Below are 23226 nucleotides of genomic sequence, written 5' to 3' on the forward strand. Positions count from 1 at the left end.
TCGCCGCAGGCATGGCGCAACTTACCCGCAGTCGTTACCCCCGACAGTCTTACTTCCCGGTATGTAAACGGTATCGGTTCAGCCATTGAAAAAGTGAGTTATGGAAAACGCTTTTCGCAGAATTCGTGTTTGCTCGGCATTCAAGCGCTTGCTGGCCGCCTTGATGGTGTGTTCGACAGGGCCCACCGTCCAGGCCGCCGCATTGCCGCCGCCCAGCAGCGTGGTCTTTTGGTACGCCGACAAGCCCCCGCTCCTGGAACTGGCCCAGTTCGACTGGGCGGTCGTGGAGCCGGGGCATCTGTCCGTTGCCGACGTCAAGACACTGCGCAGCCAGGGCAGCTTGCCGTTCGCCTATCTGTCGGTCGGCGAGTTCCACGGTGGCCAGGCAGAGCTCGACACGGCGTCCCTCACGGAGGCGGTCAGCCCTGTCCGTAATGGCGCCTGGGGCAGTCAGGTGATGGACCTCACCGCCACGGCCTGGCGTGAGCACCTGTTCAGTCGCGCCAAGGCCTTGCAGGCGGACGGGTATGCCGGGGTGTTCCTCGACACGCTGGACAGCTTTCAGTTGCTGCCCGAGTCGGCGCGAGAACCCCAGCGCCTGGCACTGGCCAGTTTTCTGCGTGAATTGCATCAACGCCAGCCGGACTTGCGGTTGTTTTTCAACCGTGGCTTCGAAGTCTTGCCGCAGCTCGATGGCGTGGCGTCGGCGGTTGCCGTGGAGTCAATCCACGCGGGCTGGGATGCGGCTGCCAAGCGTTATCGGCCGGTGCCCGAAGCGGACCGCCAGTGGCTGGACACCCAGCTGCAACCCCTGCGAGCCAAAGGCACGCCACTGGTGGCGATCGAGTACCTGCCGCCGTTCCGTCGTGACGAAGCCCGCCAGTTGGCCAAGCGCCTGAGCAAAGAGGGGTTCGTTCCGTACATCGGCACACCTGAGCTGAACACCCTGGGCATCAGCAACATCGAAGTTCAGCCGCGTCGAATTGCACTGCTGTACGACCCACGAGAGGGTGACCTGGCCTCCAGCGCCGGGCATACCCTGCTGGGTGGGTTGCTGGAATACCTGGGCTACCGGGTAGATTACCTGGCCGCGGATGCTTCGTTGCCGGAGCAGGGTTTCAGTGGCCTGTATGCCGGTATCCTGACCTGGATGACCAGCGGCCCGCCTCCGGGCAGCCAGGCATTCAACCGCTGGCTCAACCTGCGGCTGGATGAGCAGGTCCCGCTGGTTTTTTTCGCCGGTCTGCCGGTTGAGGACGATGGGCTGCTCAAGCGCCTGGGGCTCAACCGCGCAACGGCGCCGGGCCTGCAAACCTTGCGTATCACCCATCAGGACAAGTCGCTGATCGGTGCATTCGAGGCGCCGGTTAAGCCCAGAAGTCGTGAGTTGATGGCGATTTCGCTGTTACCCCGAGGCCCGAAGGCCGTGTTGTCGCTCATGGCTGAAAACGGTCAGGAATATTCGCCAGTGGCCGTCGCTGACTGGGGCGGCCTGGCCCTGGCGCCTTACCTTCTGGAATCGAACAACGAGCGCGCACGCTGGATCCTTGATCCTTTCGCGTTTCTCCAGGCGGCCCTGCATTTGCCTGCGCTGCCACGCCCGGACGCCACCACGGAAAACGGCCGGCGGATCGCCACCGTGCATATCGATGGCGACGGCTTCCCGTCCCGGGCGGAAGTGCGCGGTATGCCCTATGCCGGCCGGCAGGTGTTGGATGGCTTCGTGCGGCCCAACCCGTTCCTCACCTCGGTTTCGGTGATCGAAGGTGAAGTGTCACCGCAGGGCATGTACCCGTACCTGGCCCAGGAACTGGAACCCATCGCCCGCGAGCTGTTTGCCGAGCCGAAAGTCGAAGTGGCGACACACACCTTCAGCCATCCGTTTTTCATGCAACCGGAACTGGCCCGCAAGCGTGCTCACTTAACGGCGGCATATGGCTTGAAAATGGCGATCCCGGGCTATGACACCATCGACTTCAGGCGCGAAGTCGTGGGTTCGCGCGATTACATCAATCAGCGTCTGACCACCCCTGACAAGCCGGTCAAGCTGATCTTCTGGTCGGGCGATGCCTTGCCGTCGCCTGCCACCGTCAAGCTGGCCTACGACTCAGGCCTGAAAAACGTCAATGGCGCCCAGACCATGCTGACCCGGGCCGATCCGTCCCTGACCGGCTTGAGCCCGTTGCTCAGGCCGACCGAAGGTGGCCTGCAGTACTACGCGCCGATCATCAACGAGAACGTCTACACCAATCTGTGGAAGGGGCCGTACTACGGCTTTCGCGACCTGATCGATACCTTCGAGTTGACCGACAGCCCGCGGCGCATGCGCGGCCTGCACCTGTATTACCACTTCTATTCGGGCACCAAACAGGCCTCGATCAAGGCCGTGAACGATATCTACCGCTACATGAAGGACCAGCAACCGATTTCGCTGTGGATGAGCGATTATCTGGATCGCGTTCATGGGCTGTATCAGGCCAGCCTGGCCCGCACCGCCGACGGCGACTGGCAGGTTCGCGGGATGAATGCATTGCGCACCTTGCGCCTGGATCCGCAACTGGGCTGGCCGGACCTGGCGCGCTCGCAAGGCGTGGCCGGTGTGCGGGATCTGCCCCAGGGGCGTTACGTGCATTTGAGCAGTGACCGGGCGTTGCTGGTGTTGCGGCCCGACAGGGACCCGCGGCCGGCGCTGGAAGAGGCCAATCTGCCGTTGCTGGATTGGCGCTATCTGGCTCCCCGGCGCGTGCGCTTTTCCTTCGCCGGTCAAGTCGACCTGAACTTTTCCGTGCGCTGCGCTACCGCCTGCCGGGTAGAAGTCGATGGGCAGCGATTTGCCGGCAAGGCCGCTGCCGGACTCTGGCATTTTCAGCTGCCCCTCAAGCACGTGAGCCAGGGGCAACTCATCTGTGAGTGAGGACATCCGCCTGCTCAATCCCTGGGTGCTGGCAGTGGTGGCTGGCGCTGTGGGCGGTCTGTTGCTGCTGGTATTTCAGCGTGAAGCCGTATTCCACCCTGATAGTCGTCAACCGGACGCGGTATCGGCCAACTATGCCGCGCTGCTGTTGATGGCCCGTCCGGACAATGACCGATTGCGTCTGCAACTGGTGGACCTGCTGATCCAGCTCGGTGACACCGTCAAGGCCCGTCGTTACCTGGAGAGCTGGCCGCGACCGGTGCCGGCACTGCTTGATTACTACCGGCTGGAGCTCGACAGCCTGGCGGTGGCCGGTGCTCACGAGACCCTCGAGCAGCGGGCGCGGCTGGAGGCGATCGATCGTCAGTCACTGCCCTTGGCGCAACTGCAGCGCCTGGCCAGGCTGGCGTTGCGCCTGCAGGCACCGGCGATTGCCGCGCAGGTCCATGAAGAGCTGGCCAGCCGCGATCCGCAGCAGCGCAGGGCGTCGCTTGATGCCGCGGCGCAGTGGTACCTGGCCGGGGAGCAACCGGAGCGTGCCGCCGACATCTATGTGCAACTCTGGCAGGGCAGCGAGCACCCCGGGGACCGTCGTCAATACGCGCGGCAGGCCTTCGACAGCCTGCTGGCGAGCGGACGCGGCGAGCAAGCGATAGAGGTCCTCGCCGATGAACTCGACGCGCTGGAGGGGCCACCCATCGATGCGGCCTGGTTGGAGCAGGGCGCCGATATTGCGCTGGCGAACACGCGTACCGCGTTGGCCATGCAGTTTCTTGAGCGATGGCGCACCGTGCAGCCGGACAACCCCGAGCGACTGGGCAAAGACTTCCGCCTGCGCCTGGCGCTGGGCGACGTGCCCGGTGCCAGGGAGAGTGGCCGGCAACTGTTGATCGAGCATCCGCACGACGTGTACGTGCTTGAGCAGTTGGGCCTTCTCGCACAATGGCGGGGCGAGCTGGACGAGTCCCTGGACTACTGGACCCGCCTGTTGGATCTGGGTGAAAACCCCGAGATCCGCGAGCGTGCCTGGCGTCTGGCAATGCACCTGTTCGACTTTGACCGCGCGATCCCGTTGCTGGCCGTCATCATGGACCAGCGAGCACTGACCGATGACGAGCTTGAGGCGTTGGTTTACAGCCATGACTCACGGGGTACCCCGGAGCAGTCTGAAGCCTGGTTGCGGGCTTACTTGCGTCAGTACCCCGGGCATCGCCTGGCCTGGAGCAAATGGCTGCTGAACCTGGACAGTACCGGACAGCTGACGGCCAAGGCGATGGCCTACGAGAACCTGTCGACGCATTTCGAGCTGACCCTGCCCGAACGGCTCGACAGGTCTCGTACCTACCTGAAACTGTTCGATAACCAGGCGGCCTGGCAGGTGTTGCAAGTGGATAGCCGCACCCTCGTGGATAAAGGTTTCTGGCATGCGCGGGCGGCGTTGGCCTGGGATCTCGAGCTTGACGACGCACTGCAGGAGGCCCTTGAACATCTGCTGAGTCTCGAAGGTTCGCTCAGCCGTGCTGATGAGGATCGGCTTGCTGCCCTCTACCATGCCCGCGATCCGCAGCGGGCCTTGAGCCTGCTGGTTGCCGGCTGGCAGCGCAGCCATGAACCACAGCCCTTGATCCGGGCACTGCAACAGGCCCGGGAGCTTCAGGACTGGCCGCAGATCAATGCGTTGCTCAACGACGCCGAGCGCTATCCGGCCCTCTATGACCTGCCGCAGGTCCTGGCGATGCGTGGTGCCTTGGCCGTGGAGCAGGGGCGCTTCGATGAGGCGGCACAGGTGTACCTCGCGGGGCTGGCGCGGTATCCCGACGACAAGCGGTTTCGTGAACACCTGATGTGGTTGTACGTGGATCAGGGCAACGTCGCCGCGCTCGGGCCACTGGTGAGCAAATGGCGTGTCCTGGCACGCCAGGAGCCGACTCTGTGGCTGGCGTTTGCCAGTGCCAGCCAACTGCTCGGCCGTAACCGCGAGGCCCTGGCCTGGTATCGCCTGCACCTCAAGGCCCATCCTCAGGACTGGCTGGTACAGGCCGCTTACGCCGATGCGCTGGACAGCGCCGGTTATCAGGATGCCGCGCAGCGCCTGCGCTTGAAGCTGATACGTGACCTTGATAGTGAAACGCTGCAGCCATCCTCCGAGCGTTACACCACCTGGTTGCGCCTGGTGGCCACCAGCTATTCGCCGCGCAAGGCTCAGCAGCAGGTGCTGCAGTGGCAGGACGGTTCGCCGGCCATGTTGCAGTTGTGGTTCGAACGTCTGCTGGCGCGCCTCGATGCTTCCAACCAGCCCGCGCAAAAGGACCAATGGCTGGCGTGGGCGCGCGGCCAGGGTTTGCAGGTTGAGCGTTACGAGCAGATTCAGGAAGCCCTGCGCAGCCGTAACACGGCCCAGGTCGAAGCGCTGCTGGGCAATGACGATCTGAATCCGGCGCAGCGCGCCCAGGCCCTCAGCCGCCTGGGGCGTCACAGCGAGGCCTTGGGCGTAAGCCTGTCCGAGCTGGGTGATGAGCAACCCCGGGCCATCCGTGAGCAGCTGCGGCGGCAGGCGGTGGAAGGTCACGAGCGCACGCCGCAGGGGGCACAGCTGGCCTGGCATGGACAGGATTTCGGCGGGCTCGAATTCAACGGGCCGCGTCTGCGGGTTGCTCAAAGCCTGGGTGATCAGTGGCACGCCAACCTTGAGCTGGAGCAGGGCACCTACGACAGCGATCAACTGATCTCATCGCGCCTGGGGGAGGAGCGTAACGCCGAGCTGACCCTGCAGCGGCAAGTGGAGCGAGGTCATTACACGCTGGTCCTCGATACCAGCCAGCGGCAGGACGATGACCGCAACGGTTTCGGGCTTGGCCGCCATTGGCAACTGGGTGCGGGTGACGAGCTCGAAGCCGGTTTCGACTGGCACCGCGAGAGCGAGGACAGTGGCCTGATGCGTACATTCGGGCAGTACGACGGCGTTCGGCTGGGCGGCCGCCATGGATTCACCGCCCGTGACCAGCTCAGTTGGGAGGTGGCCCAGAAGTCATTCTCCACTCGGGGTGGCGACGCGCTGGGCAATGGTCAGGATGTGAAGGCGGAGTACGGCCACACGCTGCAGTTCGAAGGGCCTGCCTGGACCTTGCGCAGTGGCGTCGCCTACCAGCACAACCAGGTGGACGACCGCACCCTGGACTCACTGTCCAGCAACAACGGTGGCCCGGTGAGGGTCGAGTTGCCAGACCCTGATAGTCCGCTTGATCAACCCACCGTGGTCGCTAGCGACCTGCTGCAGAGCCGTTACGGCCTGCTGTATGTCGGCAGTACCTGGCGTCGAGGCATGCCGGGCGCGCTGAGCCGGGCGCACCCACAGTACACCTGGCTGGTGGACGTGACGGTCGGCTGGCAGTGGCTGGATCAAACCGTCAACTACGGCATCAACACCGGGATGGGCATGGAAGTGCTGGGTAATGACGAATTGGCCTTCACCGCGGGCTACCAATCCGAGCCACAAGGCGGCAACGGGCAGGCGGGCGGAACCCTGGGTGTGAGCTACAGCGTGCGCCTTGGGCGCTGATCATGGAATTTCTAGAGGAACATCAAGCGATGCAAGTGATCCGTAATCTGAGTCTGGGCCTGGCGGTCTTGCTGATCGCCAGCTGCACCCGTTTTACCGGTGACGCCGGCCCGAACCTGCCGCGTCATGCACAGTGGGGCATTCTGCCCATGGTCAACTATTCGCAGACGCCACAAGCCGGCGAGCGCAGCGAGCAGATCCTGCTCAGTGCGATCAGCCGCCATGGACTGCAGCCCCGCGTCTACCCGGTCAGCACTCAAGGTGAGCAGGCCTTGATGGATGACAACGAACGCCTGGCCGGCGCCCTGGACTGGGCGCGCGCCGAGCAGCTCGACTACGTGATCATGGGCAGTGTCGAGGAGTGGCAGTACAAAAGCGGTCTGGATGGCGAGCCGGCGGTGGGTGTCAGCCTGCGTGTGATGGACGTCCGCAGCGGCCGCGTGCTCTGGAGCAAAAGTGGGGCGCGGGCCGGCTGGTCCCGTGAAAGCCTTGCCGGCACGGCACAGCAGGTGATCGAACCGCTGGTTGATACCCTTCGGTTCGAGTGATTGCGATGAAATCTCCCTACATGGATTACAGCCTGGCGCCCCGTGCCAAAGGCCCGGTGTCCTGGCTGGAAACCCTGATCGTCACGGGACTGTTCATTGGCCTGGGGCTGTGGCTGATACCGGAAGACCCGCTGCAGATGCATGCCGCCTTTGCCTGGCCGGTATTGGCTCCGCTGTTGGCCGGTGTGCGCTATGGCTTTGCCCGGGGCCTGCTGAGCGCCAGTCTGTTGGTGATGACCTTGTTCATCCTGCGCGCTGCCGGGCTCGCCGCCTACGAACAGATTGAACCGTCATTCATTGTTGGCCTGTTGCTGTGCGGCATGTTGGTGGGGGAGGTGCACGATCTGTGGCAGCAGCGTTTGCAGCGCCTGCAGAGGGCCAACGACTACAGCCGGTCGCGTCTGGACGAGTTCACCTGCGCTCACCAGATTCTTCGGGTGTCCCATGACTTGCTGGAGCAGCGTGTGGCGGGCAGTGATCAGAGCCTGCGCAGTGCGTTGCTCGGCTTGCGGGAAAAGCTGCGGGTCATGCCCGGCGAAGGCGATGCAGTGACGCTCCTGGCCGGGCCGATCCTGGCGTTGCTGGGCCAGTACGGCTCACTGCGAGTGGCCGGGCTGTATCGAGTGGATGAGCACCGGACAAAGGTTCAGTCAGACGCGCTGGCCACCATTGGGGCCATGGGGGATCTGGACACCGATGACGGCTTGATCAGGCTCTGCCTGGAGCGCGGTGAACTGATCAGCGTACGTCAGGAGTTGATCGATTCCGGCGGTCTGGCGCAGATCTACTCGCTGCAGGCCTGTGTGCCGCTGATCGATGCCGAAGGCCATCTGCTGGCGGTCCTGGCGATTCGGCAGATGCCATTCTTTGCCTTTCAGGAGCGGACCCTGAGCCTTCTGGCGCTACTGGCCGGACACATCGCCGACCTGTTGCGCGGTGACCGGCACGCGCTGCAATCGGTGGATGCCGATGCTCACCACTTCAGCCGGCAGCTCAAGCGCTGCCTTTCGGATAACCAGCAACATGGGCTCAATGCGTGTTTGTTCGGCCTGGAAATGACCCGCGCCAATGACCGGTTGGTGCGTCTGCTGGAGCGTCACCAGCGAGGTCTCGACGTGCAACTGCTAGTGCGTAATGGTCGGGGCAACCCGGTGCTGCTGATGCTGCTGCCCTTGACCGACAGGACAGGCGCCACCGGGTATCTCACACGCATTGGTGTGTTGTTGCATGAAGAGTTTGGTGTCGAGAGCGACCTGGCCAGCCTGGGGGTACAGGTCCTGGCCTGCAGCCTGGAGCCTGCCGACGATTGTGCCGGGTTACGTCATTTTCTATTCGCCGAGTGTGGTTTGAATGATCAGCAAGTGGATGTTTAGCGCGGCCCTGGTGCTGGAAGCGGGAAGCTGGAGCCGTTTGTGGTCGGCTTCGCCCGAGTGGCAACAGTGGCTGGTCTTCATTCCGGTTCATGGACTTGCCTGTGCACTGCTGTGTGCGGCGGTGTGGCGGTCGTTGCCGGTGCGCTATCGTTCGCCGCTGCCCTGGAGTCCGTTGTTGATCTTCAGCCTGGCGTTCTTTGTGCCTGTGTTTGGCACCTTGGGGGTCATGGCGATTTTCCCGACGCTGCACGTGTCGCGCCAACGCGACAAACAGACCTGGCAATCCGTCACCATCCCCAAGCTGCCGTTCCTGGCCCAGGTCAACACGGGGTTGTCGACCTTTGCCGGGGGAGGGTTGCAGGATGTGTTGCGCCATGCACCGCAGCCAGAGCAGCGTTCGGCCGGCCTGCTGGCGACCCGGCGCATGGCCGGCCGGGAAGCGGTGCCTATCCTCAAGCTGGCATTGGGCGATCCAAGCGATGACGTGCGGTTGCTGGCGTACTCGATGCTCGACAAGCTGGAGAGCGACATCAACCTGCGGATACAAACCGCCCTCGCGCAAGTGCCCGCTGCCACTGCACAAGCGGCAGGCGTACTGCACGCCACACTGGCGCGCTGGTACTGGGAGCTGGCCTATCTTGGGCTGGCCCAGGGCAGTGTGCTGGAGCACGTCCTCAATCAGGCCAGTGAGCATGCCGCACAAGGACTGCAGGCTGGGGAGGGCGGTGAGCTGTTCCTGCTGGCCGGGCGTATTGCCCTGGAGCGTGGCGATGTCGAGCGAGCCGACAAGCTGTTGAGCCTGGCTCAGGAGAGCGGCATAGACGAGGCCCACGTGTTGCCGTATCGCGCGGAACTGGCCTTCGTGGCCGGTCGTTACCATGAGGTGCTCGGGCTGTTGACCCGCCTGCCAGTGGACATGCAGCAGCGACCGCCATTCGCAGCCCTGGTGAGGAGCTGGACATGAGCCGCAAAGACGATGGGCCGCGCGCTGATATCTGCCTGTTGCTTGAAGGTACCTGGCCCTATGTCCGCGGAGGTGTGTCCAGCTGGATCCACCAGATGATTCTCGGTCTGCCGGACCTGACGTTCTCGGTGATGTTCATTGGCGGACAGCGTTCGGCTTATGCGAGCCGGCGCTATGAGATTCCGTCGAATGTTCTGCACATCGAGGAAGTCTTTCTGGAGGATGCAACCCGGCCCACCAGCACCAGGGCATTGCCGCGCAAGGCCTGCGAGCAGCAACTGTCCGACCTGTATCGCTTCCTGCACCACCCGGAAACGCCGGCCCCGGAGCTGGGCGAGTGCTTGCTCGACCTCATGGTCCAGGGGCAATTGACGCTGGACGATGTGTTGCGCAGCCGTGCCAGTTGGGCAGTGCTCAGCAGCGGCTATCGGCAGCACTGCAGCGCTCCGTCGTTCGTCAATTATTTCTGGACCTTGCGCTCCATGCAGTCGCCATTGCTGATGCTCGCCGAAGCCTCGCGGCGAATGCCACCGGCACGGGTGCTGCACGCCATCTCCACCGGTTATGCCGGGGTACTGGGCAGCATGCTCAAGAAGCGCTGGGGTTGTGCCTATCTGCTCAGCGAGCACGGTATCTATACCAAGGAGCGCAAAATCGATCTGGCCCAGGCCAGTTGGCTCGCCGAGAGTACCGAGCATGCCCTGAACGGGAGCCTGGATGCCGGCACGGGTTACCTCCGTGAGCTCTGGATACGCTTCTTCGAGCGCATCGGCCAACTGACCTACCACAGTGCCGACACTATCGTTGCGCTGTACGACGGCAATCGCCAACGGCAGATCCAGGACGGTGCCGACCCGGCCCGCACCCAGGTGATTCCCAACGGCATTGACCTGCCGCAATGGACGGCTGCCTTCGACACCCGCCCGCCCGGTATTGCCCCCGTGGTTGGCTTGATTGGCCGTGTGGTGCCGATCAAGGACGTCAAGACCTTCCTGCGAGCCATGCGGGGTGTGATCAGTGTCATGCCCCAGGTCGAAGGCTGGATTGTCGGGCCCGAAGAAGAGGACCCGGAATACGCCAGTGAGTGCCGCAGCCTGACGGCGAGCCTGGGGCTGGACGGCAAGGTGCGGTTCCTCGGTTTCCAACGCATCCAGGACATCCTGCCGCAGTTGGGCCTGATGGTCCTGACCTCCATCAGCGAGGCCCAGCCGCTGGTGATTCTGGAAGCCTGGGCCGCCGGAACACCGGTGGTCAGCAGCGACGTGGGGTCCTGCCGCGAGTTGATCGAAGGCGGCAGCGCCGAGGACCGCGACCTGGGATGTGGCGGGACGGTGGTGGCGATCGCCGACCCTCAGGCCACGTCTACAGCAATCCTTGGGTTGCTGAGAAACCCGCAGCGCTGGCAAGACGCGCAGACCAGCGGCCAGTTGCGGGTCAACCGTTACTACAGCCAGGCCTTGATGCTGCGCCGCTATCGCGATCTTTATCACGCTGCCATGGGGACCTGTTGAATGGCTGGAATAGGCTTTGAACTGCGCAGAATTCTCTCGCGCGACTCCTACACGGCGACCCTGCATGCCTACCTGTATGCCGGATTGATCAGTTCCGGCCCTTGGGTGCTGTCGATTGTCAGCGTGATGCTGGTCGGCAGCATCAGTCTGGGCTTGTTGCTGCCCGACGTGCTGGTTGGCCAGTTCCTGGTGACCGTGACCTACCTGATGGCCAGTTCGTTGATCCTGACCGGTGGCCTGCAGCTGTTTTTTACCCGTTTCGTTTCCGACCTTCTGTACGAACACCAGCACGAGCGGATATTGCCGAATCTGTTGGGGATCTTACTGTTGGTCACCCTCGGTGCCGGGTTGTTGGGGACTATCGTGCTGAGCCTGCTGTTCGACGAGTCGCTGATCTTCCGCGTGCTGGTGCTGTCAAACTTCGTCGTGCTCTGCAACCTGTGGCTGGTGATTATCTTTCTGTCCGGCATGAAGGCTTACAACCGGATTCTGCTGGTGATGCTGGTGGGCTATTCGCTGATGGTGGCCAGTGCCTATGCGCTGAGTTTCCTGCAGTTGCCGGGCTTGCTGCTGGCCCTGTTGATCGGTCACAGCGCGTTGCTGTTCCTGTATCTCTACGACATCCTGCGCGAATACCAGGCAGAGAAACTGATTGCCTTCGATTTCCTCGACCGCCGCCAGGTGTATGTCAGCCTGCTCGTCACCGGCTTCTGTTACAACCTGGGGATCTGGGTCGACAAATTCCTGTTCTGGCTCAACCCCGGGACATCGAGTGAAATGGTCGGCCCGCTGCGCGCCTCGATTATCTATGACCTGCCGATCTTCCTCGCCTACCTGGCGATCATCCCCGGCATGGCGGTGTTTCTGGTGCGCATCGAAACCGATTTCGCCGAGTGGTGCGAACGGTTGTTTCAAGCCATTCGAGACGGCGAAACGCTGCAGTACATCGGTCAGCTGAAAACCGAGATGGTCCTGTCGATCCGCCAGGGCCTGCTGGAAATCTGCAAGGTGCAGGGCGTGACAGTGTTGCTGTTGTTCCTGTTCGCCCCGCGTTTGCTCGAGTGGTTGGGGCTGTCCAGTTACTACCTGCCACTGTTTCACATCGCCTTGATTGGCGTGAGTCTCCAGGTGGTGTTCATGGCCTTGCTCAATGTCTTCTTCTACCTGGACAAACGCATGATCGTTCTTGAGTTGTGTGTCTGGTTCGTGGTGTTGAATACCGTGTTGACCCTGCTCAGCCAGTACCTTGGCCCCAGCTTCTTCGGCTATGGCTTTACGCTCTCGTTGCTGGTCTGTGTGCTCCTGGGACTGCACCGGCTTTCGAGGGTGCTGGAGGATCTGGAGTACGACACCTTCATGCTGTCGCATTGACGGTCGGGCATCACGTTTGTGAACAAACGCCTGTCGATACGTCGCCTTATCAGCCACGTTCACAGGTATTCAGCATTACGCTTCGATTTTCAGCGCAACGGCGCCTCAATTCACAGCGGCCATGCCCGGGGGTATGCGTTACTGCAGGCCATTGTCAGCGCCGTGGTCGGCCCGTCACTGGCGGCGGCCCCGTTTGCCGCCGCGTCCTGACTACCCCCCCCGCGAGCCCATCGTGAGGCCGATGTTGATGCGAGAGAGTTGGACACGGCCGTTCCAGCCTTGCGCAAGATCAGCTGTGGAGCAAGACAACGCGTGCCAGGTGCCGCAGTGGAGCAGGTGTCATGAATTGGGTCGTCGAACACGCGCGCAGCGTCAGGATCGGTTGTTGGTTAGTGGTGGCGGTGCTGTCCCTGGCTGCCTTGCAGGGGCTTGTGCATCAGTACCAACTGCAGCGTGAATTGTTGCTCGCCGGGCAGCATGCGGCGCTGGTGGAGCGTACTGATCGAGCCTTCTCGGGCCTGGTGAAACAACTCTCTATCCATGATTTGCATCAGTCGGTGTTGTGGGCCAACTTACCGACGGATACTTGCCTGCCGAACGATGGCATTACCCGTCGGGAGCGGGTCAGTGCGGCGCTGGCCCGGAACATGCCCGAACTCAAGCAGCAACTGCTGAATGTGCCGCGTGCGATGGCAGACAGCATGCCCGCTATGAACTCGCCGCACATGAGCTTGAACGAAGGCATGATCCGCTTGCTCAGCCGACAAGTCGTCGGCTACGCCTGCACGGGTGATTTGGCCTTGATCCGGGAGACGCAGACCGATTTGCCACCGTTGCCGTTACCCGCGCGACCTGACCTGGCGATGGCGTTCGGCGATGGCATTGTCTTGCATGTCGCCATGACCCAAGGGCGCAATCCCGGCTTGTATTTCGACATTCATATGGACCTGGCCTCAGGCAAGGTCGAGTTCCTGGCCTGCTCTGCCGAGGGCTGGAGGGCGCTGGCCCCCCCAGCGTTTGTCTCTGCTTCTGTGGTGGACGAGGGTGTAGACGTGGCAGCGGGCGGCGAGCGATTTATCCGGCGTCTGGTGGACCCCCAGCACGAGTTGCAACTGATTTACTACAGTGAGCCGCTGATCTCGAATTACCTGGCGCTGTTCGTGCGAATCAATAGCTTTCCATTGATATTGCTCGCCGGGTTGCTCCTCTGTTTGCCGTTGATCGGTCTACTGCTGGTGCATCTGGTCGATGTCAGCGTGGGGCATCACCAGGCGGCCACCCGTGACTTTCTTACCGGTGCCTACAACCGGCGTGCGTTGATGGTGCTGGGCGAGCGCGAACTGAGCCGCGCCGTCCGCAACGGTCGTCCGCTGAGCGTGTTGCAGCTGGACATCGACCATTTCAAGCGGATCAACGATACCTATGGCCATGATGGTGGTGACCAGGTGTTGAAATTTTTCGTGCGCCAGCTGGAGCGGATCATCCGCCAGCATGACGTGCTCGCCCGCATGGGCGGCGAGGAGTTTGTCATCCTGCTGCCGGACACCAATCTGGAGGGTGCCCGGCTTCTGGCGGAGCGTCTGCTGAAAACGCTGCGCAAGGCCCCCTTGAGCCATGAAGGGCAGTGCATTGGCGTGACGTGCAGCCTGGGTGTCAGCACGTGGCGCGGTGCCGGCGACAGCCTCGAGGCGTTACTGATCCGCGCCGACCAGTTGCTGTACCAGGCCAAGCAACAGGGGCGCGATCGCTATGTCTGCGACATCAGCCAGGTGCCTGTATCGCCCAGCTGTGCCTGAGCCCTGCCTTGACTGATTGAACAGCGTCCCGGCCGGGCTTGCTTCAAGGCGTCCAATCCACCTCATGCTCATCCAGGTACGCATCCACCGCCGCGCCCACCGTCGGGTGGAACACCTCGCTGCCGATGCGCTCCAGCACTTCCAGGCGTAGCAGCTTGTCCTTGACCGGGTCTTTCATCTCGGCAAATCGCAGTTCGACGCCTATGGCGCGCAGGGCTTGTTCCAGCTCCACCAGCATGTCCGCCGAGGTCACGTCCACGCTGGTGACCGGTTCTGCGGTCACGACCACCCGGCGCACGGGTGTCGGGGACTGGGCGACGGCTTCCATGACGCAGTTCTGGAACAGTTCGGCATTGGCGAAGAACAGCGGTGCGTCCCAGCGGAACAACACCAGGCCCGGGGCGCGGCGGGCGTGGGGGTAGCGCGAGATGTCGTGATAACCGCGAATCCCGTCGACGCGGCCAAGCACGGCGAAATGCGGGCGCCAGCCGTCCCAGAGGAATTCGATCACCGCCGCCACCACCGCCAGGCCGATGCCCGGTACCGCGCCGAGCACGGCGACGCCGACGAAGCAGGTGACCGACAGCCAGAACTCCCAGCGCTGAATGCGGTAGATGCGTCGCAGGTCCTTGAATTCGAAGAGGCCGATGGCGGCGGCGATCACCACCGCGGCCAGGGCGCTGTTGGGCAGGTGCTGCAGCAGGTTGGGGCCGAACAGCAGCAACAGCGACACGCCCACGGCGCCGAACACGCCGGTGAGCTGGGTCTTGGAACCGGCCGCCTCGGCCACCGGGGTGCGCGAGGAGCTGCTGCTGATGGGAAAGCCCTGGAACAGTCCCGCGGCCAGGTTGGCAGCGCCCAGGCCGATCATTTCCTGATTCGGGTCGACGTGGGTGCGGGTCCGCGCGGCGTAGGTGCGCGACAACACGCTGGTGTCGGCGAAGGACACCAGCGCCACGGCGAAGCCGCCTATCAGTACGGTGCTCAGGTCGGTCAGTGTCAGCCAGGGCAGGCTGAAACCGGGCAGGCCCTCGGGTAGGGGACCCAGCACCTTGAGGTCATGGGCCGCGTCCAGACTCAGGCCGCCAACCACCAGGGTGGCGGCGACCACCGCGATGAGGATGCCAGGTACGCGGTCAAAGCGCGCAAGCAGCAGGATGAGCGCCAGCGTGCCGATGCCGATGGCGAAGGCCATCCAGTTAGCCTGCCCCGCAAGCAGAGCCTGGCTGAGGGCCAGGATGTCGCGCAGCGGACCGCTGCTGTCGATGGAGATGCCGAACAGCTTGGGCGTCTGGCTGATCAGCACGGTGAAGGCGATGCCGTTCATGTAGCCATAGCGGATCGGCTTGGACAGCAATTCGGTGATGAAGCCCAGGCGCAGCAGCCCGGCACCGATGCAGACCAGGCCCGACACCAGGGCCATGGCGCTGGCCAGCGCGATGGCACGCATGGGGTCGCCACCGGACAGCGGCAGGACCACGGCGATGATGATGGCCGCCAGCGCCGAGTCGGGGCCCAGTACCAGGATGCGGCTGGGGCCGAACAGGGCATAGGTCAGCAGCGGAATGATCGTGGCGTACAGGCCGTAGATGCCCGGCACCCCCGAGGCCTCGGCATAGGCGATGCCCACCGGGATCAGCATGGTGGTCAGCACCAGGCCGGCAATCAGGTCCTTCGGCAGCCAGCCGGGCTGGTAGCTGCGCATCAATTGCAGCCCAGGCAGCCAGCGTTGCCAGCCGGACAGGCCACGGTTCTGAGGGGGCGTTGCTTGCCCGGGTTCGGAGGGCTGGACTTCGCTCATGGCGACGTTTTCCTTGGGTCGATAGGGTTCAGGCGCTCACAGCCTCTGGTATGAAGAAATAGGCCAGGCCGAGGATCAGGTACACCGCCAGTAGCTGTACGCCTTTGAGCCAGTCCGATCGCCCGTCGGCCGCCACCTGGCCGGTAATCAGCACGGCCAGCAGCACGCTGAGTACCAGGCCGCCGGGGAAGGCCAGGTCCATGGGCGCTGCACCGATAGCATAGCTGGCCAGGACCAGGACGGGGGCGACGAACAGGGCGACCTGAATGCTGGAGCCAATGGAGATCGACAGCGCGAGGTCCATGCGATTTTTCCGGGCGGCGGAAATCGCGGAAAAATGCTCGGCCGCATTGCCGAGTATCGCGACGATGAACACCCCGACGAACAGATTGCTCAGGCCCAGTTGATGGGCGCTCGGCTCGATGGCGGCCACCAGGATTTCACTGATCCAGGCGATCATCAGGGTGGCTGCCGCCAGTACCAGCAACGCTTTTTTCATCGACCAGAGGGGCGGCATGCTCGCATCGCGCACCACCGGTTCCCCGGCAAACAGGCTTTTGTGGGTGACCAGCGAGTACACCAGGAACAGCCCGTACACCAGCAACAGGACCAGGGAGATGTACAGGCTTAACGCCTGCGGCGCGCTAGGGACACGGGAGGCCACTACTGAACTGAGGATCAGGGCAATGGTTGCCAGGGTCAGCAAGGTGGCCTGGGAGCGGGCGGCGGAGGCATTGAAGTGCTGCTCCTTGTGCCCCAGCCCCCCGGCGAGCATGGCGGCGCCCAGCACCAGCAGGATATTGCCGATGATGGAGCCGACGATGGAGGCTTGCACCACGTCGTGCAAGCCGGCGCGCAGTGCGCTGAGGGCGATGATCAGTTCGGTGGCGTTGCCGAACGTGGCATTGAGCAGTCCGCCCACGCCCTCGCCGGAGCGCTCCGCCAACTGCTCGGTGGCCCGGCCCAGCCAGCCGGCCAGCGGCACGATGGCCAGCGCGGCGGTCAGGAAGATCAGCAGGTGCTGCTGCGGTACCAGGAACTCCAGGAGGATGGCACCGGGGATGAAGAGCAGCATCCAGTAGAGCATTGACTTACCTCGCAAGCGGCGCCGGTCATGGGAAATGGCTGGCAGTGGCTGGTTGTTCTGATGGTTCGAATCCGTTTCGCACGCATCGTTGATGCCAGCCGCCGGTGGCGATGGCCCGCGAAAGGGTACTGGAGCACCGGTAGCGCCCCTCTGATATTTATCAACGAACCGCCAACTGCCTGAGGTTGCCGACGTACACCAGGAAACGACCGGCACCTGCCGACAGCCTTGGGGCGGCAGGGAAGGCAAGATGTGCTCAGGGCTAACGGAAAGCCTAGCAGTCGTTTTGCCTGGCAGGCAGCTGTCGTTGACGCCGTGTTGTGTTCCGCCAGGCCTGGCCGGCTCCGGTCGTCGCCGGGTTGAGACGCTCAGGCAGCCCCCAGGGATTTCACCTAATCTGCCGCAGCGGGCGGTCTTCCTGGTGGTATCCGACGGCCCTGCATCGCGTCATGCAAACCCAGACAAAAGGAGCGCTTCACATGCTGCACATGGACTGGCTCGACCACCACATGGATCAGTGCGCCACGATGGCCGAATGGTTGTATCGGCAATTCAGCTACGAATATGCACGGCAGTCTCTTTCCGATTGGCAACGTGAGTTCGCTGATGGGCAGCGTGACGGCAACTGGAAGTCGTTGATCGTCCTGGACCGAGGGCAACTGCTGGGTGGCGCGGCCCTTGCCAGCGACGATCTGCCTGATCGGCCGGAGTTGGGCCCGTGGCTGGCCTGTGTGTTCATCACCCCTCAAGCCCGAGGGAAAGGGCTCGCAGCGCAGTTGATCGAAGGTATCTGCGACCACGCCAGGGAAACCGGCATCCCGACCCTGTATTTGCACACCCACGACCAACGTGATTATTACGCCCGGCGCGGCTGGAAAGTCATGGAGCGATTCGAGGCGTGGGGCAAAGAGCAGTGGCTGATGTCGCGGGACTTATAGCGTCAACCCGCGCAACCTCATGGCTGCGCAGATACTCTCGCCACAACAGCCCTGCCTGCCCCTGGCTATTGCCGATCGCCGGGCCCTGGTCTCAAGGCCCGACGGCATTCAACGCCCGTGCTGCGACAACGTCGGAAACAACGCATGCTCCATGGGCGCGCCCGGCGCCAGGCTTTCCTGCAGCCCGGGAAAGTCGGGGGAAGTGGCCCAGGCCCTGGGCGCATGCCTGACGTCGTCACCGATGACCCGCACCGAAAACGCGCGACGGCGGTTCTGGCCGCCGACGCCTGCGGAGGCGTGCAAGGTCAGCATGTTGAAGCACACCATGTCCCCCGGTTCCAGTGCCCAGCCGAGGATGGGATAGTCCTGGCGGTGGTTCTCGATGTCCGGCAGTTCGTTCAGGGTGCCCTCGGCAAACCATTTGGCCTGGCTGTCCATGAAGGTGCGGGGCATCAGCCAAGGACCCTTGTGCGAGCCAGCGATGAACTCCAGGGTCGACTCCCTGGACACCGGGTCGACGGGAATCCAGAAGCTGACGGTGTCCGAGCCGCTGATGTTGTAGTAGGGCTGGTCCTGGTGCCAGGGCGTACGCTGGCGGGTATTGGGTTCCTTGACCAGCAAGTGGTCGTGGTGCAGGCGCACCTGTTGGCTGTCCAACAACGCGGCGGCGATGGGGGCGATGGCAGAGTTGAAGATGAAGTCGCGGTAGTGCGCGTTCTCCTGCCAGTTGCAGAAGTCCTCGAAAAACCAGCCCGGGTCCGAGGCACTGCTCGCCACTTTGGCGCGCGGGCTGGGGCGGGCAAGGTTGCGTTCGATACCCTGGGTCAACTCGCTGATTTGCTGTGGGGTGAACGCGTTACGGATGCACACCGCGCCATGGGCCTGAAAGGCACGCACGGCCTCATCGCTCACGGGGCAGGCAAAACCGGACTCACCGAATGGGATCATGTCGTTCATGGCCTGGCCTCACTCACCGTAAATGTCGAAGTTGAAGTACTTCTTCGCGATCTGGTCGTACTCGCCGGACTGGCGAATGCTGGCAAGGGCCGTGTTCAACTGCGCCTTGAGTTCGGGCTCGTTTTTACGCACACCGATGGCCACCCCGTCGCCGATGATGCTCTTGTCGGTGATGGGCGCGCCTGCAAAGGCGAAGGCCTGGCCCTGGGGCTTTTGCAGCAGACCGACATCGGCCTGTACCGAAGCCTGGAACGTTGCATCCAGGCGCCCGTTGATCAGGTCGGAAAACACCTGGTCCTGGGTCTGGTAGGTCAGGATGCTGACCCCCTGGTTGCCCCAGTGCGAGCGGGCGAAGCTTTCATGCAGCGTGCCCTGGACTACCCCCACCGACTTGCCCTTGAGGGACTCGGCCGTGGGCAGCAGGCCGCTGTCCTTGCGGGCGACGAGCGAGGACGGGGCTGTGTAGATCCGGTCGCTGAAATCGACCTGCTGGCGCCGCGCCGCGGTGGCGCTGAAGGCCGACAGGATGGCGTCGAATTTCTTCGCCTTCAACCCCGGGATCATGCCGTCGAAGGTCTGTTCGACCCAGATGCACTTGACCTGCAACTCGGCGCACAGGGCATTGCCCAGGTCGATATCGAAACCGCTCAGCGAGCCGTCGGGCTGCTTCTGTTCGAAAGGCGGGTAGCTGGGGTCGACGCCGAACTTGATCACCGGCTGCGCCTGGGACAGCGGGGCGAAGATCAACCCGAGCAACATCAGGGTAGAGCGGAGTTTGCGTGGCTGCATGATGACCTCTTTTATTATGGTTTTTCACGGTTTGGCAGGTCTGGGTTCAAGGGTTGAGCGGTAAGAAGGCCTCGGTCAACTTGACCCAGAAGCCAGCGCCGCGCAGCAGGATCTCGTCGTTGAAGTCATAGCGAGGGTCGTGGGCCATACAGCTCTTCTCACCGTCGCCGTTGCCGATAATCAGGTAGCAGCCCGGGCATTGCTGCAGGAAATAGGCGAAATCCTCACTGCCATTGAAGGGCGCGATGTCGTTCATGACTTCGTCCGCACCCAGCCAGTCGGTGGCCACCTGGCTGGCGAACCGGGTCATGTGCGCATCGTTGATCAGCAACGGGTAGTCGGCACTGTAGTCAATTTCGGCGCTCGCGCCGAATGCCTGGGCCTGGGCGTGAATCAGTTGCTTGATCTGGTGCTCCAGGCGATCCCTGACCGTGTTGTCCAGTGCCCGTACCGAGATCAGCATGTGGGCGCTGTCGGCAATCACGTTGGAAGCCTTGCCGGCGTTGACCGCCCCGACTGTGATCACGCTCATCTCCTGCGGCGACACATTGCGCGAGACGATGGTCTGCAAGGCCATGATGATGCTGGCGCAGACCACCACCGGGTCGACGGTCAGGTGGGGCATGGCGCCATGGCCGCCCTTGCCGTGGATCGTGACATTGACCTGGTCGGCGGAGGCCATGAACGGCCCGGCGCGGAACCCGAGTTTACCGGTGGGGTAGCCCGGCATGTTGTGCGCGGCGAACACCGCATCGCAGGGGAACTGTTGCAGCACGCCTTCCTGGATCATTCTGCGGGCGCCGGCCAGGCCTTCCTCGGCCGGCTGGAAAATCAGGTGCACGGTGCCATCGAACGGGTGGTCGTGGGCCAGGGCGTAGGCGGCGGCGAGCAGCATGACCGTGTGCCCGTCGTGGCCGCAGGCGTGCATTTTTCCCGGTATCCGGCTGGCGTAGGGCAGGCCGGTCTTCTCCAGGATGGGCAACGCGTCCATGTCCGCCCGGATGCCGATCACCCGGGTACCGGTGCCTTTCTTCAGGGTGCCGATGACGGCGGTTTCAGCCAGGCCACGGGTCACTTGGTAGCCCCACTTGAGCAAGCGTTCGGCGACCAGCTGGCTGGTCTCGACTTCCTGATAGCCCAGTTCGGGGTTGGCATGGATCCGGTGGCGCAGTTCGCGCATTTCGTGCTCGATCTCTTGCAGCAGCGTGATGGGCTCGGACATGGGCAGCGTTTTCCTTGATGATCGGGAGGTCCAACCCGACTGTCGCCCGCACCGCAACCTGTGCCAGGGTTCACGACAGCCTGCGTTTGGGCGAACCTTGCGGGCGTTTTCTGCTACGGTCCCTGGCAGCGGTGCAAGGCCCGGGCTCTGTGGTCCGAGCTTAGAGGGCCACGTGAGCGGCCCATAGACATCCGAAAGTCAACACGGCAACCCAGGGTTAACAGTGGCGGACACTATGAAGTTCTATCAACTCAATGCCCTGGTGGCCGTGGCCGATGCGGGCAGTATTCGCGGCGCGGCCAGGCGGCTCGACACCTCACCGGCCGCGGTCACCAAGGCCCTGCAGAAACTCGAGGCCGACACCGCCACGCAATTGCTGATCCGGCACACCTCCGGGATCGTGTTTACCGAAGTCGGCAAGAAATTGCTGGTCGAGGCCCGGTTGCTGGTGGCGCAGATGGTCAGTGCCCGCCAAGTGCTGGCTGACGGCAACGGCGAGCTCACCGGGCGCCTGGCGGTCGCGGTGACGCCGTGGCTGGCGATGACGCTGATGCCCAAGGCCGTGGTGTGTTTTCGCCAGCGCTTTCCCCAGGTGCAACTGGAACTGCATGAAGGGCTTTCGTCCGTGGCCTGCCCGCGGCTGCGCGAAGGCAGCATCGATCTGTTCGTCGGGCGGCTGGATACCCATAGCCGCAACGCCGACCTGACCTGCCAACCCTTGTTCACCGCCGATTGTGCGGTGGTGGCCCGTCAGCAACACCCGCTGTCGGACTGTCACGCCATGGCGGAGCTGGACGCAGCCGACTGGATCCTGGCCTCACAGCAGGACGAAACGATCACCCGCCAGGGGCATGTGCATTTCGCCCACTCGCTGTCGATGCTGTTGAGCCTGCTGCGCGAGACCGACATGTTGAGCATCTTCCCCTGGCCGTTGGTGGAGATTTGCGCGCAGCGCGAGGGCTTGTGCGCCTTGCCGTTGCGCGAGCCGGTCGGCAGTGCCTCGGTGGGGGCCATCAGCCGCAGCGGCCAGCCCCTGCGCCCGGCGGCGGAGCGGTTCCTGGAGTGTCTGATCGACGTCATTCACTTTGAGATGGGCCAGGCACAGTCGCCGTATCGGCGGATGCTGCAGACGGTCGACCTACTGGTCTGAGCACGGCAGTCATACAACGCTCGTTGTGCTGAATTCGTCATCGAGCCTGCCTAAAGCGATCAAGCTTCACACCCTGCAATGGGCCAGTCTGGACGGTCTGTCCAAGGAGTTGATTATGATCCGACTGACCCTGATCGAGGCCCGCGAACTGGCCGAGTCGATCCTGCTACACAACGGTTTCAACGCGGCCCATGCCCAGGCGGTGGCCGCCACGGTGATCGCCGGTGAGCGCGATGGCTGTGCCTCCCACGGTTTGTACCGGGTCCTGGGCTGCGTGAATTCCCTCAGGGCCGGCAAGGTGGTGGCCGATGCCCAGCCCCAGGTCATCGACCAGGCGCCGTCGATCGTACGGGTGGATGCCGCCGGCGGGTTTTCCCAGTTGGCGTACCAGGCCGGCTTGCCCTTGCTGCAGGAGAAAACCCGGGCCAACGGGATTGCCGCCCTGGCGATCAATCGGTGCGTGCATTTTTCCGCCTTGTGGGTGGAGATCGAGCAGTTGACCGCCGCCGGCCTGGTGGCCCTGGCCTGCAACCCCAGCCATGCCTGGGTCGCGCCGGCCGGTGGCAACCAGCCGGTGTTCGGTACCAACCCGATTGCCTTCGGCTGGCCCCGTGCGGGCCAGGACCCCTTTGTCTTCGACTTCGCCACCAGTGCCATTGCCCGGGGCGACATCGAGTTGCACCGGCGTGCCGGCAAGGCGATTCCCGAGGGCTGGGGCGTGGATGCCCAGGGGCGACCGAGCACCGATGCCAACGTGGTGCTGGATACGGGCGCGATGCTCACGTTCGGTGGGCACAAGGGTTCGGCGCTGGCGGCGATGGTGGAATTGATCGCCGGGCCATTGATCGGTGACCTGACCAGCGCCGAATCGCTGGCCTATGACGCCGGCAGCAAGTCGTCGCCATACCATGGCGAACTGATCATTGCCCTCGACCCACGGCGCTTTCTCGGCGAGGCCACCGAGCACCACCTGGCCCGGGCCGAAGTCTTGTTCGAGAGTATCCAGGGGCAGGGCGCGCGTCTGCCGTCGCAACGACGCTATGAAGCGCGAGCGCGTAGCCTGGTGGAAGGGGTGCAGATCCCCGAGGCCTTGTACCACGACCTGAAGGCACTGCTGGCCTGATGCTCGCTCCTACGGTCGATCGTTCCCGCGCTCTGTGTGGGAATGCAGCCGGTGACGCTCCGCGTCACTGGACGCAGAGCGTCCCTTGAGGCATTCCCACGCAGGAGCGTGGGAACGATCGTG

At 63.5% G+C, this 23226-nt stretch carries 16 protein-coding genes; 11 read left to right on the forward strand and 5 right to left on the reverse strand.

The genetic code is table 11. From position 1 onward, the window contains the following. The first annotated feature begins 100 nt into the window (after window positions 1–100). The 8 genes from CKW07_RS18255 (at window position 101) to CKW07_RS18290 (ending at window position 14036) form a co-directional block, all read left to right on the forward strand. Complete coding sequence (locus CKW07_RS18255; protein WP_095146393.1) at window positions 101–2914, forward strand: bifunctional glycoside hydrolase 114/ polysaccharide deacetylase family protein; 2814 nt, start codon at window positions 101–103, stop codon at window positions 2912–2914. Then, the gene (locus CKW07_RS18260; protein WP_256577064.1) at window positions 2907–6473 is read left to right on the forward strand and encodes a tetratricopeptide repeat protein; all 3567 of its coding nucleotides are present in this window, start codon (window positions 2907–2909) and stop codon (window positions 6471–6473) included. The genes CKW07_RS18255 and CKW07_RS18260 overlap by 8 nt, the downstream gene beginning before the upstream one ends. A 29-nt stretch (window positions 6474–6502) precedes the next feature. Next, window positions 6503–7021 carry a penicillin-binding protein activator LpoB gene (locus CKW07_RS18265; protein ID WP_095146394.1) on the forward strand — a complete coding sequence of 173 codons (519 nt, stop codon included), beginning with the start codon at window positions 6503–6505 and terminating at the stop codon, window positions 7019–7021. A 5-nt stretch (window positions 7022–7026) separates the two neighbouring features. Beyond that, on the forward strand, window positions 7027–8394 hold the full coding sequence (locus CKW07_RS18270; protein ID WP_256577065.1) for a PelD GGDEF domain-containing protein: 1368 nt from the start codon (window positions 7027–7029) through the stop codon (window positions 8392–8394). Then, a complete protein-coding gene (locus CKW07_RS18275; RefSeq protein WP_095146396.1) occupies window positions 8372–9358 on the forward strand; it encodes a transporter in 987 nt (328 codons plus the stop codon). The genes CKW07_RS18270 and CKW07_RS18275 overlap by 23 nt, the downstream gene beginning before the upstream one ends. Beyond that, window positions 9355–10869 carry a GT4 family glycosyltransferase PelF gene (gene pelF / locus CKW07_RS18280; RefSeq protein ID WP_095146397.1) on the forward strand — a complete coding sequence of 505 codons (1515 nt, stop codon included), beginning with the start codon at window positions 9355–9357 and terminating at the stop codon, window positions 10867–10869. The genes CKW07_RS18275 and pelF overlap by 4 nt, the downstream gene beginning before the upstream one ends. After that, window positions 10870–12240 (forward strand): exopolysaccharide Pel transporter PelG, encoded by a 1371-nt coding sequence (gene pelG / locus CKW07_RS18285; RefSeq protein WP_095146398.1) that lies wholly within the window; start codon window positions 10870–10872, stop codon window positions 12238–12240. A gap of 341 nt (window positions 12241–12581) precedes the next feature. Next, window positions 12582–14036 (forward strand): GGDEF domain-containing protein, encoded by a 1455-nt coding sequence (locus CKW07_RS18290; RefSeq protein WP_095146399.1) that lies wholly within the window; start codon window positions 12582–12584, stop codon window positions 14034–14036. A gap of 43 nt (window positions 14037–14079) precedes the next feature. Here CKW07_RS18290 and CKW07_RS18295 read toward each other — a convergent pair whose 3' ends face one another. Next, window positions 14080–15837 (reverse strand): SulP family inorganic anion transporter, encoded by a 1758-nt coding sequence (locus CKW07_RS18295; protein ID WP_095146400.1) that lies wholly within the window; start codon window positions 15835–15837, stop codon window positions 14080–14082. A 28-nt stretch (window positions 15838–15865) separates the two neighbouring features. Next, window positions 15866–16924, reverse strand: a complete 1059-nt coding sequence (gene cax / locus CKW07_RS18300) for a calcium/proton exchanger (RefSeq protein ID WP_095146401.1) — start codon at window positions 16922–16924, stop codon at window positions 15866–15868. 479 nt (window positions 16925–17403) lie between these two features. On the opposite strand from cax, the gene CKW07_RS18305 reads away from it, so the two are divergent. After that, window positions 17404–17862, forward strand: coding sequence for a GNAT family N-acetyltransferase (locus CKW07_RS18305; protein WP_095146402.1), 459 nt, complete (start codon window positions 17404–17406; stop codon window positions 17860–17862). Between the two features lie 108 nt (window positions 17863–17970). Here the strand turns inward: CKW07_RS18305 and CKW07_RS18310 are convergent, their stop codons facing one another. The 3 genes from CKW07_RS18310 to CKW07_RS18320 are packed head-to-tail and all read right to left on the reverse strand — an operon-like array spanning window position 17971 to window position 20830. Further along, window positions 17971–18819, reverse strand: a complete 849-nt coding sequence (locus CKW07_RS18310) for a phytanoyl-CoA dioxygenase family protein (RefSeq protein WP_095146403.1) — start codon at window positions 18817–18819, stop codon at window positions 17971–17973. 9 nt (window positions 18820–18828) lie between these two features. Beyond that, entirely contained in the window at window positions 18829–19608 is a 780-nt protein-coding gene (locus CKW07_RS18315) for an ABC transporter substrate-binding protein (RefSeq protein ID WP_095146404.1), read from the reverse strand. A 46-nt stretch (window positions 19609–19654) separates the two neighbouring features. Further along, a complete protein-coding gene (locus CKW07_RS18320; RefSeq protein WP_095146405.1) occupies window positions 19655–20830 on the reverse strand; it encodes a M20 aminoacylase family protein in 1176 nt (391 codons plus the stop codon). Between the two features lie 235 nt (window positions 20831–21065). Between CKW07_RS18320 and CKW07_RS18325 the strand changes: the two genes are divergently transcribed. Together CKW07_RS18325 and CKW07_RS18330 are read left to right on the forward strand one after the other, a co-directional pair. After that, complete coding sequence (locus CKW07_RS18325; protein ID WP_095146406.1) at window positions 21066–21980, forward strand: LysR family transcriptional regulator; 915 nt, start codon at window positions 21066–21068, stop codon at window positions 21978–21980. Between the two features lie 115 nt (window positions 21981–22095). Continuing rightward, window positions 22096–23103: an Ldh family oxidoreductase gene (locus CKW07_RS18330; RefSeq protein ID WP_095146407.1), complete on the forward strand. Its 1008-nt coding sequence runs from the start codon at window positions 22096–22098 to the stop codon at window positions 23101–23103. Window positions 23104–23226 lie beyond the last annotated feature (123 nt).

The sequence above is a fragment of the Pseudomonas sp. Irchel s3b6 genome (assembly GCF_900187415.1).
Taxonomy (GTDB): domain Bacteria; phylum Pseudomonadota; class Gammaproteobacteria; order Pseudomonadales; family Pseudomonadaceae; genus Aquipseudomonas.